Origin of the sequence: Brevibacterium siliguriense (genome assembly GCF_900105315.1) — a bacterium.
Lineage (GTDB): Bacteria > Actinomycetota > Actinomycetes > Actinomycetales > Brevibacteriaceae > Brevibacterium > Brevibacterium siliguriense.
This window is the reverse complement of sequence record NZ_LT629766.1, coordinates 1,784,929-1,798,177: the sequence shown is the minus strand read 5'-3', so window position 1 is coordinate 1,798,177 and position 13,249 is coordinate 1,784,929. Positions and strand designations below refer to the sequence as shown.

Annotated in this window: 12 protein-coding genes; all 12 read right to left on the bottom strand. The window is 66.5% G+C overall.

Features of this window, described 5'->3' with window-relative positions; translation table 11 throughout:
• Position 1 precedes the first annotated feature (1 nt).
• Positions 2-871 (bottom strand): hypothetical protein, encoded by an 870-nt coding sequence (locus tag BLU88_RS07900; protein WP_231939682.1) that lies wholly within the window; start codon positions 869-871, stop codon positions 2-4.
• The gene (locus tag BLU88_RS18635; protein WP_231939681.1) at positions 868-1,035 is read right to left on the bottom strand and encodes a hypothetical protein; all 168 of its coding nucleotides are present in this window, start codon (positions 1,033-1,035) and stop codon (positions 868-870) included. Before BLU88_RS18635 ends, BLU88_RS07900 begins: the two co-directional genes overlap by 4 nt.
• 188 nt (positions 1,036-1,223) lie before the next feature.
• Entirely contained in the window at positions 1,224-2,705 is a 1,482-nt protein-coding gene (gene gatB, locus BLU88_RS07895) for an Asp-tRNA(Asn)/Glu-tRNA(Gln) amidotransferase subunit GatB (protein ID WP_092012144.1), read from the bottom strand.
• Positions 2,702-4,204, bottom strand: a complete 1,503-nt coding sequence (gene gatA / locus BLU88_RS07890) for an Asp-tRNA(Asn)/Glu-tRNA(Gln) amidotransferase subunit GatA (protein ID WP_092012140.1) — start codon at positions 4,202-4,204, stop codon at positions 2,702-2,704. The genes gatB and gatA overlap by 4 nt, the downstream gene beginning before the upstream one ends.
• Before the next feature lies 1 nt (position 4,205).
• A complete protein-coding gene (gene gatC / locus BLU88_RS07885) occupies positions 4,206-4,511 on the bottom strand; it encodes an Asp-tRNA(Asn)/Glu-tRNA(Gln) amidotransferase subunit GatC (protein ID WP_062862017.1) in 306 nt (101 codons plus the stop codon).
• Positions 4,512-4,664: 153 nt separating this feature from the next.
• A complete protein-coding gene (locus tag BLU88_RS07880; protein ID WP_157689033.1) occupies positions 4,665-5,150 on the bottom strand; it encodes a hypothetical protein in 486 nt (161 codons plus the stop codon).
• A 159-nt stretch (positions 5,151-5,309) separates the two neighbouring features.
• On the bottom strand, positions 5,310-7,520 hold the full coding sequence (gene ligA / locus BLU88_RS07875; protein ID WP_092012134.1) for an NAD-dependent DNA ligase LigA: 2,211 nt from the start codon (positions 7,518-7,520) through the stop codon (positions 5,310-5,312).
• The gene (locus BLU88_RS07870; protein ID WP_092012133.1) at positions 7,517-8,674 is read right to left on the bottom strand and encodes a uroporphyrinogen decarboxylase/cobalamine-independent methonine synthase family protein; all 1,158 of its coding nucleotides are present in this window, start codon (positions 8,672-8,674) and stop codon (positions 7,517-7,519) included. The genes ligA and BLU88_RS07870 overlap by 4 nt, the downstream gene beginning before the upstream one ends.
• Complete coding sequence (locus tag BLU88_RS18630; RefSeq protein WP_331712467.1) at positions 8,667-9,359, bottom strand: S9 family peptidase; 693 nt, start codon at positions 9,357-9,359, stop codon at positions 8,667-8,669. Before BLU88_RS18630 ends, BLU88_RS07870 begins: the two co-directional genes overlap by 8 nt.
• The gene (locus BLU88_RS07865; RefSeq protein ID WP_231939679.1) at positions 9,260-10,732 is read right to left on the bottom strand and encodes a hypothetical protein; all 1,473 of its coding nucleotides are present in this window, start codon (positions 10,730-10,732) and stop codon (positions 9,260-9,262) included. Before BLU88_RS07865 ends, BLU88_RS18630 begins: the two co-directional genes overlap by 100 nt.
• 66 nt (positions 10,733-10,798) lie before the next feature.
• A complete protein-coding gene (mnmA, locus tag BLU88_RS07860) occupies positions 10,799-12,013 on the bottom strand; it encodes a tRNA 2-thiouridine(34) synthase MnmA (protein ID WP_092012130.1) in 1,215 nt (404 codons plus the stop codon).
• Positions 12,010-13,221: a cysteine desulfurase family protein gene (locus BLU88_RS07855; RefSeq protein WP_092012127.1), complete on the bottom strand. Its 1,212-nt coding sequence runs from the start codon at positions 13,219-13,221 to the stop codon at positions 12,010-12,012. The genes mnmA and BLU88_RS07855 overlap by 4 nt, the downstream gene beginning before the upstream one ends.
• Between the last annotated feature and the right edge of the window lie 28 nt (positions 13,222-13,249).

The following is a 13,249-nucleotide window of genomic DNA, read 5'->3' as shown; positions in this document are numbered from 1 at the left end:
CCTAGGCCTCGAGTTCGTCCACGGACTTCTGTGCGGCAGCCAGGCGGGTGTCGAAGTCGTCGAAGTCATCGGCGGTCTGATCGAGTTCGGCGACGAGTCCGGAGATGATCGAGGACTGCGAGTCCGCGTCGATGCGCAGTTCTCTGAACTGCCAATCGGCGGAATCATCGGCGGCGGTGCGCGACAGCACGTCGAGCACCCGATCGCCGAGTTCGCGGGAGCGTTCGGAGTTGTGCAGCAGCATGAGCTGCTGGTCGAGATCGAGCAGCCGCTCATAGTATTCGTGCATCGACTCCACGCGGTGCGCCATCGACGAGAACGCGACGGCCAGCTTCGACAGATAGGTCTCCACCGACTTCGCGGTCCCCGCATCGCGGATGCCTTCGATCTCCTCGCGCAGACTGACGAGTTCCTGCAGCCGCACTCCGATGGAGGCTACGGCGTGGTCGAGGTCGACTCGGGAAACGTGGTCTTTGAGGATCGGGTGGGTCCAGGCGCGGGTGCGCACGATCTTGCGGGCGATAGTGACCGCGAGGTGGAACAGTCGCTGTTCGTCGGTGTCGCGGCCGTCCTTGCGACCGGGCAGATAGCCGAGGCTGGCCGGAGTCACCCATTTGGCACCGGCGACCTTGCGCCGGTTCTTCCGGCTCAGACGCTTCGGGTCACGCAGATATTTGGGGCCGGTGACGGCAGCGAAGATACCGGTGCCCACGGCCGTTGCCGCTCCCATTCCGCCGAAGGTCAGTGCGGCATCGGCGAATCCCGAGACCAGAGCCAGTCCTCCGGGTGCCGCGAATCCCGCGGTCACGGCAGTGCCGGCGGCGGTGCCGCCCTTGAACAGGACGCTGGAGCGGAAGAAGTTTCGGCTCATCCCCCGGTGAGCATGATCGCGCTCGGGGCTCCTGCCGTGTACCGGTATCCGCGGGCACTCCAGGCACGCAGCACCGCCTCGTTGACGCTTTCGGGCACGAGCACCCGATAGATCGGCGCAGACTTCCCGCATTCGCTCTTCCACAGCGACTTCCACTCAGACACCGCTCCACCTCCACGCGTGTGGGTCACGCACTCGGCCCGTTTCCCTGCGGGCCACCGGTTGCGGGGAATGCGAACAGCCACACCCTCCGCTGTGTTCGGGAAACCGTTCGGTTCCCTTGGACGCACAGTCTAGAGGGTGTGGCTGGATCAATCCTGAGTCTTGGTCAGCCCTGAGGCTGGGCCTGCACTCAGCCGTTGATCTTGGCGAGGATGAGGTCCTTGGCCTTGCCAGCATCGGCCTGTCCGCGGGTGGCCTTCATAATCGGCCCCATGAGCGCACCGATGGCCTGCATCTTTCCGCCCTTGATCTTCTCGACCACATCGGGGTTGGCCGCGATGGCCTCCTCGACGGCGGCTTCCAGCGCACCGGTGTCCTCGACGATCTCCAGTTCGCGGGCCTTCATCACCTCGGCCGGCTCGCCTTCGCCTGCTGAGACTCCGGTGAGCACGTCCTTCGCCAGCTTGTCATTGAGCTTGCCCTCATCGATGAGTTCGACGAGGCCCGCCACCTGGGCGGGTGTGACGATCTCGGTGGGATGCCTGTCCTCCTGGTTGGCCAGGCGGGCGACCTCACCGGTCCACCATTTGCGGGCCTTCGCAGGTTTCGCACCGGCGGTGACGGTGTCCTCGATGGCTTCGAGGAGTCCCGCGTTGACGATGTCGCGCATCTCCAGGTCGGAGAACTTCCACTCCCCGAGGAGACGGCGACGCTTCTGCGCCGGCAGTTCGGGCAGGCTTGCCCGCAGCTCTTCGACCCATTCGCGGGTCGGCTGCAGCGGGACGAGGTCCGGCTCGGGGAAGTAGCGGTAGTCGTCGGCGTCGGACTTCGGACGTCCCGATGAGGTCTCGCCGGTCTCCTCGTGGAAGTGGCGGGTCTCCTGGACGACCTTCTCCCCTGCTTCGAGGAGGGTCGCCTGGCGGCCGATCTCGAAGCGCACTGCGCGTTCGATCGAGCGGAAGGAGTTGACGTTCTTCGTCTCCGTTCGGGTGCCCAGCGGTGCATCGGGGCTCTCGCGCAGGGACACGTTGACGTCAGCGCGGACGTTGCCCTGTTCCATGCGGGCTTCGGAGACGTCGAGGGCGCGGAAGATGTCACGGAGCGTGCGCACATAGGCGGCGGCCACCTCGGCGGCCCTCTCCCCTGTCCCGGTGATCGGGTGGGTGACGATCTCCACGAGTGGAACACCGGCGCGATTGTAGTCGACGAGGGAGTGGTCGGCGCCCTGGATGCGGCCGGTGGCCCCTCCCACGTGAGTGTTCTTTCCGGCGTCCTCCTCCATGTGGGCGCGCTCGACGGGGACGGTGACGATGGTGCCGTCCTCGAGTTCGACCTCGACCTGGCCTTCGGCCGCGATAGGCTCATCAGACTGGCTGGTCTGGAAGTCCTTGGGCACGTCCGGGTAGAAATAGTTCTTGCGGGCGAACCGGCAGGATTCGGCGATCTCGCAGCCGAGCGCCAGACCGATCTTGATCGCGTACTCCACACCCTTCTCGTTGACCACGGGCAGGGACCCGGGCAGGCCGAGGGAGGTGGGAGTCACATTGGTGTTCGGTCCCCCGCCGAAGGTGTTGGGGGCGGCGTCGAACATCTTGGTCGCGGTGCCGAGTTCGACGTGGACCTCGATGCCGATGACCGGATCGTATTTCTTGATCGCGTCTTCGTATTTCACTTGGCGTTCAGTCCTTCCGCGAGAGTGTCGAGCACGCGTCCGCCGGTAGATTCGAGTGCGGCTTCCAAGGGTCCGGCCACCTCGTAGAGTTTGATGTCCTCACGGGCCGGGGCCAGGATCTGGAAGCCGACGGGCAGACCATCGGCCAGACCTGCGGGCAGGGACAGTCCGGGGATCCCGGCGAGGTTCGCCGGGATCGTCGCGACGTCGCCCAAATAGAGGGCCATCGGGTCGGCGGCCTTCTCCGCACCGAACTTCAGCGCGGTCGTCGGAGTCGTCGGGGACACGAGGACGTCGCATGCGGCGAAGGCCTTCGCGAAGTCGTTCTGGACCAAGGTGCGGATCTTCTGCGCCGAACCGTAGTAGGCGTCGTAGTAGCCGGCCGACAGGGCGTAGGTGCCGAGGATGATGCGGCGCTTAACCTCATCGCCGAAGCCCGCGGCGCGAGTGGCCGACATGACGGTCTCGGCGGTGACGGGACCGGTCTCCGGTTCGACACGCAGGCCGTAGCGCATGCCGTCGTAGCGGGCCAGGTTCGAGGACACCTCGGAGGGCATGATGAGGTAGTAGGCGTCGAGGGCGTAGGAGATCGACGGGCAGTCGACCTCGACGATCTCGGCACCGGCGGCGGCAGCGGCTTCGAGGGCGGCAGTGAACGCGGTGCGGACTCCGTCCTGGTATCCCTGACCGGCCAGCTGCTTGATGACGCCGAGCTTCTTGCCCTTGAGTTCGCTGGTCTGGGCGGCATTGAGGAATCCGCCGACCTCATCGGGCAGCGAGGTCGAATCGAGCGGATCGTGTCCGGCCAGCAGTTCGTGCAGGGCTGCGGCATCGGCGACGTTTCGGCCCATCGGGCCGACTTGGTCGAGGCTCGAGGCCATGGCGATGATGCCGAAGCGCGAGATCGAACCGTAGGTCGGCTTGACGCCGACGGTGCCGGTGAACGCGGCGGGCTGGCGGACGGATCCGCCGGTGTCGGTGCCCACGGACAGCGGGGCCTGGAAGCCGGCCAGCGCTGCGGCCGCGCCTCCCGACGATCCGCCGGGCACGTGCTCGAGGTTCCACGGGTTGCGGGTGTTGCCGAAGGCCGAGTGCTCGGTCGTCGAACCCATGGCGAATTCGTCGAGGTTGGTCTTGCCGAGCACCGGCAGACCGGCGGCTTTGATCTTGTTATGCACCGTCGATTCGTAGGGCGGAACCCAGTTCTCGAGCATCTTCGATCCGGCGGTGGTGTTGACGCCTTCGGTGACGACGAGGTCCTTCAGCGCGACCGGGACACCGGCCAGGGCGTGGAGGTCCTCACCGGCGGAGCGCTTGGCGTCGACGGCCTTCGCGGCCTCCAGGGCGAGCTCATCGGTGACGGTGATGAAGGAGTTGAAGTCATCCTCGGTGGCGGAGATGCGGTCGAGATGGGACTGCGTGACTTCGACGGAGGAGAACTCGCCGGATTTCAGTCCTGCGGCGAGTTCGAGGGCGCTCTTGTTCGTCAGTTCGGTCATCTCATTCCTCCCCGAGGATCTGCGGGACGAGGAACTTGTCGTCCTCGGCGGCCGGGGCCGAGGCCAGTGCCTGTTCGCTCGACAGCGTCTCGCCCACGACGTCGGGGCGCATGACGTTCGTCAGCGGGATGGGGTGGCTGGTTGCGGGCACATCGTCGCCGGCCACTTCGTTGACCCTGGCGACGTTTCCCAGAATTGTGCTGAGATCACCGGCGAGCGATTTCAGCTCGTCTTCGCTCATGGCGATCCGAGACAGTGAAGCCAGATGCTCCACCTGTTCGGGGGTGATTGCGGAAGACTCCGTCATTCCCTGCCTTTCATCGTCGTTTTCACTCGCCTCCAGTCTAGTCTCTCCGTCGGACGCGGTTTCGTCGGTGCACTGTGACCTTCCCCCAGAACTACCTGACGGCGGCTCAGCAACCTCGCGCGAGGTTGCTGGGCCGCCGTCAGGTAGCAATTATCAGGAAGTGAGGCGTTCGGGCCAGGTGCGGTCGCCGTGGATGTAGGGGGCGATGTCGGCAAGCACGCGATCGGCGTCGGCCTGGGTGAACTCACCGGCCGAGACTCCGGCCTGCAGGTCCGCGGAGAGATCGGCGATGCGGGACTGGGCGTCGGCCGTGGTGGCTGCGACGAGTTCCGTGCCGGCCGAGAGTGCTCCGGCCGAGAGTGTGCCGACCGCACTCGAGCCGTCGACGATCGTGCCTTCGGTGACCTCGTGATCGTCCGTCGAGTCGCCGACGAAGGCGGTCGCCGACTCCTCGGTTCGTCCGGTGGTCGGGGCGGACGGAGTACGCATGGACGTCAGCGCGGGCTGAGCATTGCGTTTGGTGGTGTTCGGTCCCGGGTTGAGAACCAGGTCAGCCAGGCCGGCCGTCACCGGTACCGCGGTCATCGCTGCGGCGATGACCACACAGGTACCGGCGAGGAGTCGGGGAATCCATCTCATGTCCCACACTCTTCCACTCGAAGCTGTCTCTGAGCTTGGCTGAGTCTGAACCCCGACTTCGAGTTCGGTAACGAATGAGTACACAGCCGCACCATGGAACCTCCAGGACCCGGGATAAATTCCCTTCGATGGAGAGTTTCAGCGTCCGGCGGGCACCGCTCAGTCGAGGCTGCCTGTCTCCAGCAGAGCCCTGAACTGGTCCTCGTCGAGGACGGGCACGCCCAGCGACTCGGCCTTCTCCAACTTCGATCCGGCGTTCTCACCGGCGACGACATAGTCGGTCTTCTTCGACACCGAGCCCGCGGCCTTTCCGCCGGCACCGAGGATCGCCTCCTTGATCCCGTCGCGCGTGAACGAACTCAGCGATCCGGTCGCCACGATCGTCAATCCTTCGAGGGTCTGCTCGGCGGCCTCGACCTCGTCGTCCTCCATCCGCACTCCGGCGGCTGCCCAGGTTTCGACGATCTCGACGTGCCAATCGATCTCGAACCATGCGCGGATGCTCTGCGCGATCGTCGGCCCGATGCTCTCGACGGCGGAGAGCTCTTCGAGGCTGGCCTTACGGATGGCGTCGAGGGTGCGGAACTTCGCGGCCAGGGTCCGTGCAGCGGTCGGTCCGACATGGCGGATCGACAGAGCCACAAGCACCCGCCACAGATCCTGGTCCTTCGCCTTCTCCAGTTCGTCGAAGAGCTTCTTCGTGTTCGCGCTCGGGGCGCTCGGCTTCTTCGCGGTTCCGCGGGTATAGAAGTAGGGCACGAGCTCTCGCTCGCCGGTCTCCACACCCTTGACCTTCTTGTTCCGCCAGATCTTGACGTCGGCCAGGTCCTCGGCAGTCAGGTCGAAGAGGAAGGCCTCCGAGGTCAGCGGGGGCGTCTCGGGTTCGGCCGGGGCCGTCAGCGCCAGTGCGGCCTCCTCGCCGAGGGCTTCGATGTCGAAGGCCGCACGGGAAGCGAGGTAGAAGATGCGGTTGGCCAGCTGCGCCGGGCACGACCGCGAATTCGGGCACCGCAGGTCCTTGTCGCCTTCTTTCTGCTCACCGAGCTCGGTCCCGCAGGACGGGCAGCGGGTGGGCATGACGAATTCGTGCTCGGACCCGTCCCGCAGGGCAGCGACGGGGCCAAGCACCTCGGGGATGACGTCGCCGGCCTTGCGCAGGGTGACGGTGTCGCCGATGAGCACACCTTTGCGTTTGACCTCGTACCCATTGTGCAGGGTCGCCCGCTCAACGGTCGATCCGGCCACGGTCACCGGCTCCATCACGGCGAACGGGGTCACCCGCCCGGTCCGGCCCACCTGCACCTGGATGTCGATGAGCTTCGTCGTGACCTCCTCGGGCGGGTACTTGAAGGCCGTCGCCCACCTCGGCGCGCGAGAGGTGTAGCCCAACGTCTCCTGCACGGCGATATCGTCGATCTTGATGACGATTCCGTCGATCTCATGAGTGACATCGTGGCGGTGTTCGCCGTAGTAGGCGATGAAGTCTTCGATCTCATCGACGGTGTCGAGGACCTTGAAGTAGTCGCTGATCGGCAGACCCCAGGACCGGAACTGCTCGTAGACCTCGGACTGGTGGGCCGGTTCGGGATGCGAATCGTCGGCGGCCGTCCACACTGCGATTCCGTGGACGAGCATGTGCAGGGGCCGACGCGCCGTGACGGCTGGGTCCTTCTGCCGCAGCGAACCTGCCGCGGAGTTCCGCGGGTTCGCGAATGGGGCCTTGCCCTCGGCGACGAGGGAGGCGTTGAGTTCGGCGAATTCCTCGACGGGGAAGAACACCTCACCGCGGATCTCGACCTCGGCAGGCGGGTGCTCGGTGTCGAGGTGGTGCGGGATATCGGAGATCGTGCGCACATTCGCGGTGATGTCCTCACCGATGCGTCCGTCGCCGCGGGTCGCGGCCCGCACGAGTTCTCCATTGCGGTAGAGGAGGTTGACGGCGAGTCCGTCGATCTTGAGTTCGCACAGGAACTTCGACTTCACCGAGGTGGCCGACCGCACCCGCTCATACCAGGCGCGCAGTTCGTCATAGTCGAAGACGTTGTCGAGGCTGTACATCGGACCGATGTGTTCGACCGGGTCGAAGGTCGAGGTGTCGACGACGCCGCCGACGGTCTGCGTCGGTGAGGAGTCGGTGACGAGTTCGGGGAACTTCGCTTCGAGGTCTTCGAGGCGGTGGACGAGCTCGTCGTACTCGGCGTCGGAGACGAGCAGGGAGTCCTGATAGTAGGCGGCCCGCAGCTCCTCGATCTTCTCGGTCAGCTGCGCATGGACTTGGGCACGTGTGGCCGCATCCGTGAGGTCCGCGTTCTGCAGATCGGGTGCCGACGCTGCCGCCGATGAGTCGGAGTTCTCCGGTGTCGTGGTCATTCGATCTCCTCAAGAGCCCGCCGCAGACCGGCGGCGATGGACATGGTTCCCCGATTGTGTTCAGGTCCGATCCCCTGCTGGTTCTCCAGCAGCGGCGGGTAGGTCATCGGCAGTTCGGGGCCGGCGATGATCCCGATTTCGTGCAGACTCGCGACCCCCATGCCGATGCGCGACCACGGGGTGCGGATCCGCTCACACCAGTGATTGACCGCGTCGGATCGCCTGCCGGCCTCGGTCGGCAGGTGGATCCAGGTGCCCAACCCCGCCTCGGCGAGGATCGCCAGCTGTTCCCAGCTGTGTGGTCTCAGGCTAGCCAACGGCACTGACACGGAACGGGCACCGGTGCGGCGGACCGCCTCGGCGGCGGGGATCTCCTTGCCCTGCAGGTGCAGAGAGTCGAAGTTCGGCAGGGCCAGCACGGTGGGCGGGAGATGGCGCAGGGTGGATTCGATGGCCGCCCACACCTGGGCTTCGCTGATGGCGGGCAGGCTCGCCCACCCGGACACGGTCGGCCAGGTGCCGGTGAGGACTGGGGTCAGGCGGGATTCGACGAGGCGGACGGTCGGCTGCATTCCCAAGCGCGCGATGCGGTCGGTGAAGGCGGCGATGCCGAAGGCGTAGGCCTGGACGACGTCGCGGCGGGCGCCGTAGTCGCCGAGGACGCGAGCGCCGGAGGACAGGCTCAGCGCGGTCACAAGAGTCCACGGTCCCGGCAGGCTGATCTGGATCTGTCCGGGGCGCGAGGCCCCGTATTCTGCGATCGCGTCGAAGGCTTCGATCAGGGCCGAGCCCTCGAGTCGTTCGTCCTTGCCCGCCGAGGCGGTCAGCCGCCATCCGTAGGACGTGCGGTCGACGTGGAGTTCGGTGAGCAGGCCGACGGCGCGGCCGATGGCGTCGGCACCCCACCGACCCTCTGCCTGGTGAGCGGTCAGGGGTACCGGGGGCAGCTGGTCGGAGAGGATGTCGAAGCCGGCAGCGGCAGCTTCACGGACCGGGCTGGTCGCAATGTAGCCGCGACGCGGATCACGGGCTCCGGGCAGCCAGATCCCCGTGGTCGTGGCGGCGGGCAGAACGGACGTCGGGGCCTCGGGGGCGGCTGCCTCGGCGAGGGTGGCACCGGGATGGTCGCGGTCGGGGGTGCGGGGGTCAGCCATGCTGGTGGGCGCGGGGGATTCCGAAGACGTCGACATAGAATCCGAACTCGCTTTCCAGGGAATCGATGATGGTCTCGGCGCGGACGAAGCCGTGGGATTCGCCCTTGTACAGACGGTAAATGTACTCCACTCCGGCCAGTTGAAGTGTATCGACGAATTCCTGTGCCTGTGAGGGCGGGACGATCGGGTCTCGGTCTCCTTGCATCACGGCCACGGGGACGTTGATGTCGCTGGTCCGGCGGATCGGCGAACGGGAGATGTATTCGTCCTGGGCCGCCGGCCAGGGGCCGACGAGTCCGTCGATGTAGTGGGATTCGAAGTCGTGGGTGTCGACGACGAAGCGCATGAGGTCGGTGACCCCGAAGTACGAGGTGCCGCAGGCGAACACGTTCGTCGAGGCCAAGGCGGTCAGCACCGTCCAACCACCCGAAGAGGCTCCGGAGATCGCGATGCGGTTCGGGTCGGCGAGCCCGGCTGCGACGAGTCCGTTGACGGCGGCGACGGTGTCCTCGACGTCGACGATTCCCCATTGCCCGCGCAGCCGGTCACGCCATGCGCGGCCGAATCCGGTCGACCCGCCGTAGTTCACCTCGAGGACGCCGATGCCCTGGGAGGTGAAGAAGCTCGTGCGGGCCGCCATCTCCGGGGTCGCCTGTCCTGTCGGTCCGCCGTGGATCGAGACCACGAAGGGCGGGAGTTCGTCAACGGGGGCTGCGAAGCGGGGATTGTGCGGCGAGTGGATGACGACGGGCACTCCCCGAGTTCGCCGACCTGCGGGCGGGAGTAATAGAGCTGGTGAGTGTCGAGGCGTTCGCTGGCGATCTCGGTGAACAGTCCTGTCACCCGGTCGACGGCGTAGAGGACTCCCGGACGCCTGGTCGACTTCGCCGTCAGCAGCAGGTGGGTGCGTCCGAGCTCGAGGAGTTCGATCGTGCCGAACGTCTCCCCCGTCGTGTCGATGGTTTCCCAGGTCGTGCCGGCGGGTTCCGTGTCGGCGGGGTTCGTATCGCAGGGGTCGTCGGTGAGTCGGCGGCGGACGAGTGTCGCGGTGGCCGCCTGCGAATGTGCCCACACCTCGTCACCGTCGTTGAGGTGCCACCTCGTGCCCAGCTGCCAGAGGGCACCGCCGATCTCCTCCCCGGTGTCGATGACCGGTCGCAGACGATCGGCATCGAACGCCGTGGGAGCCGGTGCGTGACGCGGGTCGGTGACGCGGGCACGCGCGGCGACCGGGTCGATGTCGAGGCCGTACAGCGACCAATGGCCCTGGTGGTCGGAGATGACGTGGAGTGAGGAATCCGAGGTGAACTCCGGCTGGAGCAGCGAGATTCCCGGGTCGGTGTGGCTCGGCATCCCCGGGTCGGACCTGCGTGGGCGTTCGACCCCGTCCCCGCTGAGTACGGCGACGGCAGGAGTGGCCGGGGTTCGCACATCGACCAGCCACAAGGTGGTTCCGTCCCAGGGCATGTTCGGGTGCTCCCAGCCGATGAATGCCAGAGTGCTGCCGTCGGGTGAGAGTCTGGGCCACGCCATGAAATGAGAGTGCGTGGAGAGGACGTTCGTCGTCCCGTGCTTCGTCAGCAGCACGATGGCGCGTTCACGACGGGTTGACCGGCAGTCCTCCCGCACGCACAGCAGGCCCCACGGACTCATGTGCAGATCTCCGTAGCGGATCCGGCCCGAGGTGTCCGGGGTCAGGGCATGCGGGGCACGTCCTGGAATGATCTGCCAGACGCGCTGATCAGCGGCGTTGACGAAGTAGATGACGTCGCTGCTCTGGTCGAGAGCCCACGAGGCTCCCCCGTATTCGTGGACGGCGGAGCGGATGTTGAACCCTGAAGGAATGATCTGCTCGCGGTCTCCCGGATGCGACAGCGACGTGCGGACGAGTCCGGTGCGGGCCTTCTCGGTGGGGATCTTCGTCGAGTAGAAGATCTCGTCCCCACGGAAAGCGGCGTCGAAGATCGGAGCGGCACCGGCAGCCACCTCGGCGGCATTGAGAGGTGAAGACCAAGTTCCATAAGGTGCCGTGACGACATCTTGGGGAAATTCCTTCATGCCCCAAGAGTATCGCCAGTGGCCGACATCGGGTCCGAACCCGTCGCTTAAGTGAGGTGCGGTGGCTCAGGCGTCGGCGAATTCGGGTGCCCGGGTGACCCGGTCCTTCGCCGTGGCATCGATGGTGGCCTGGCCGAGCACACGAGTGCCGCGGTAGATCACCATGGTCTGCCCCGGGGCCACTCCGGAGAGCTCCTCATCGACGTCGACGTGCATGAGCTGCCCGGCCGGACGTGCGGCGGGCACTTCGACCTCGTCGATGATCGGATTCGCCTCATGCTCAGGCACCTCGGCGACGAATTCGCCCAGCCAGGCACGGGCCGGCACCGGGTCGGCGTGGGCGCGGATCTGCACTTCGCAGTCGATGCCGGTCTCCGGGGTGTCCCCCATATCCGACGGGGCGGCTCCGGCCCAGGAGGTGCGGATGCCAGTGAGGTGGGAGACCGCGAGATCGGCGCGCGACCCGACGGTGACGGTGTTCGTCGCCGGGTCGAGGCCAGTGACGAAGCGCGGCTTGCCATCACGAGCGGGCTTCTCGATGCCGAGGCCCTTGCGCTGACCGATCGTGTACGTCATCGCTCCGTCGTGCTCGCCGAGCACTTCCCCCTCGGAGTCCTTGATGAGTCCCGGACGCATCGGGATCTTGTCGGCCAGCCAGGCCTTCGTGTCCCCGTCGGGGATGAAGCAGATGTCGTAGGAGTCGGGCTTGTTCGCCACGGAGAAACCGCGCTCGGCCGCCTCGGCGCGCACTTCGGCCTTCGAGGCGGTCGCACCGATCGGGAAGTAGCAGTGCTCGAGCTGATCGGAGGTGAGCACCCCGAGGACATAGGACTGGTCCTTGGCCAGGTCCTCACCGCGGTGAAGTTCGGGACGGCCTTCGTCATCGCGGAGCACCTCGGCATAGTGGCCGGTGGCGATGGCGTCGAAGCCGAGCGCCAGCGCTCGGTCGAGAAGGGCTGCGAACTTGATGCGCTCATTGCACCGCATGCACGGGTTCGGGGTGCGCCCGGCGGCGTATTCGGCGATGAAGTCATCGACGATGTCTTCCTTGAACCGTTCGGAGAAGTCCCAGACGTAGAAGGGGATATCGAGCATTCCCGCCACGCGGTGGGCGTCGCGGGAGTCTTCGATCGTGCAGCAGCCGCGCGATCCGGTGCGCAGGGTGCCGGGCATCCGGGACAGGGCCAGGTGGACGCCGACGACTTCGTGTCCGGCATCGACGGCGCGCGCCGCGGCCACGGACGAATCGACTCCGCCGGACATGGCGACGAGTACTCTCATGATGCTCCTTGCATCCATCGGGGTGTTGCCGAAACCATCCCGGCTCGGCGTGCCTGCTCGACGACCTCGGGCAGGGCCGCGAGCAGGGCATCGACATCGGCTTCGGTCGTATCGTGACCGAGTGTGAAGCGTTGGGTGGTCCGAGCGCTGTCCTCATCCAACCCGCATGCCAAGAGCACGTGAGAGGGGCGGGAGACCCCGGCCGAACAGGCCGAACCCGTCGAGGTGGCAAGCCCTCGGGCGTCGAGTCCGAAGAGCAGCGAGTCCCCCTCGCAGCCCGGGAACGTGAAATGGGCGTTGGCAGGCAGACGGTCCGCTCCGTGCGGACCCGAGAGCACGGCACCGTCGATGCTCGATTCGATTCCCGCGATGAGCCGATCGCGCAGCCCCGACAGTCTTACCGAGCGAGTTTCGAGATCGGTGGTGACGAGGTCGACGGCGGCGGCGAAGGCCACGGCACCGGCGACGTCGACGGTGCCCGAGCGTACGCTGCGTTCCTGTCCCCCACCATGGAGGATCGGAGTCGGGGTCGCCCCGCGGTCGAGCAGGAGCGCGCCGATGCCGACGGGCCCGCCGATCTTGTGTGCCGTGATCGTCATCGCTGTCGCCTTGAGCGCGGCGAAGTCGAGCGGGATCTGCCCGAGGGCCTGCACAGCATCGATATGGAAGGGAATGCCGAGTTCGGAGGCTGCCTCACCGATCTCGGCGATCGGCTGCAGAGTGCCGATCTCGTTGTTCGCGGCCATCACGCTGATGAGCGCGGTGCGGTCGGGGTCGCGGCGCAGTTCGGTCAGTGCCGCGTCGAGGTCGAGGCGTCCTGCTCCGTCGACGTCGAGGTAGACGGCTTCGGCGCCGAGGCTGTCCAACCACTCGACGGTCTCGAGGATCGCGGGGTGTTCTATCGTCGTCGTCAACACCCGCGGGCGTGCGGGACTGTTGAACGTCCCGTTGTTCCGGGCGAGGTAGAGCCCCTTGAGGGCGAAATTGTCCGCCTCGGTGCCTCCGGACGTGAAGATCACCTCCGACGAGGTGGCCGCGCCGACCGCGCGGGCGATGCCTTCGCGCGCTTCTTCGATGCGCATCCGTGCCGCCTGTCCGACCGCGTGCAGGGCCGAGGGGTTGGCCCGCCGGGCCAGCTCCTTCGTGTACACCTCGAGCACCTCGGCGGGCATCGGAGAGGTGGCTGCGTGATCGAGATAGATGGGCACCCTGCAATTTTAGGGCGTGAGCTGGGCT

Coding starts and splice junctions, on each gene's coding strand:
- BLU88_RS07900 (WP_231939682.1), bottom strand. CDS start 871: ATGAGCCGAAACTTCTTCCGCTCCAGCGTCCTGTTCAAGGGCGGCACC.
- gatA (WP_092012140.1), bottom strand. CDS start 4,204: ATGACCGAACTGACGAACAAGAGCGCCCTCGAACTCGCCGCAGGACTG.
- gatC (WP_062862017.1), bottom strand. CDS start 4,511: ATGACGGAGTCTTCCGCAATCACCCCCGAACAGGTGGAGCATCTGGCT.
- BLU88_RS07880 (WP_157689033.1), bottom strand. CDS start 5,150: ATGAGATGGATTCCCCGACTCCTCGCCGGTACCTGTGTGGTCATCGCC.
- ligA (WP_092012134.1), bottom strand. CDS start 7,520: ATGACCACGACACCGGAGAACTCCGACTCATCGGCGGCAGCGTCGGCA.
- BLU88_RS07870 (WP_092012133.1), bottom strand. CDS start 8,674: ATGGCTGACCCCCGCACCCCCGACCGCGACCATCCCGGTGCCACCCTC.
- BLU88_RS07865 (WP_231939679.1), bottom strand. CDS start 10,732: ATGAAGGAATTTCCCCAAGATGTCGTCACGGCACCTTATGGAACTTGG.
- mnmA (WP_092012130.1), bottom strand. CDS start 12,013: ATGAGAGTACTCGTCGCCATGTCCGGCGGAGTCGATTCGTCCGTGGCC.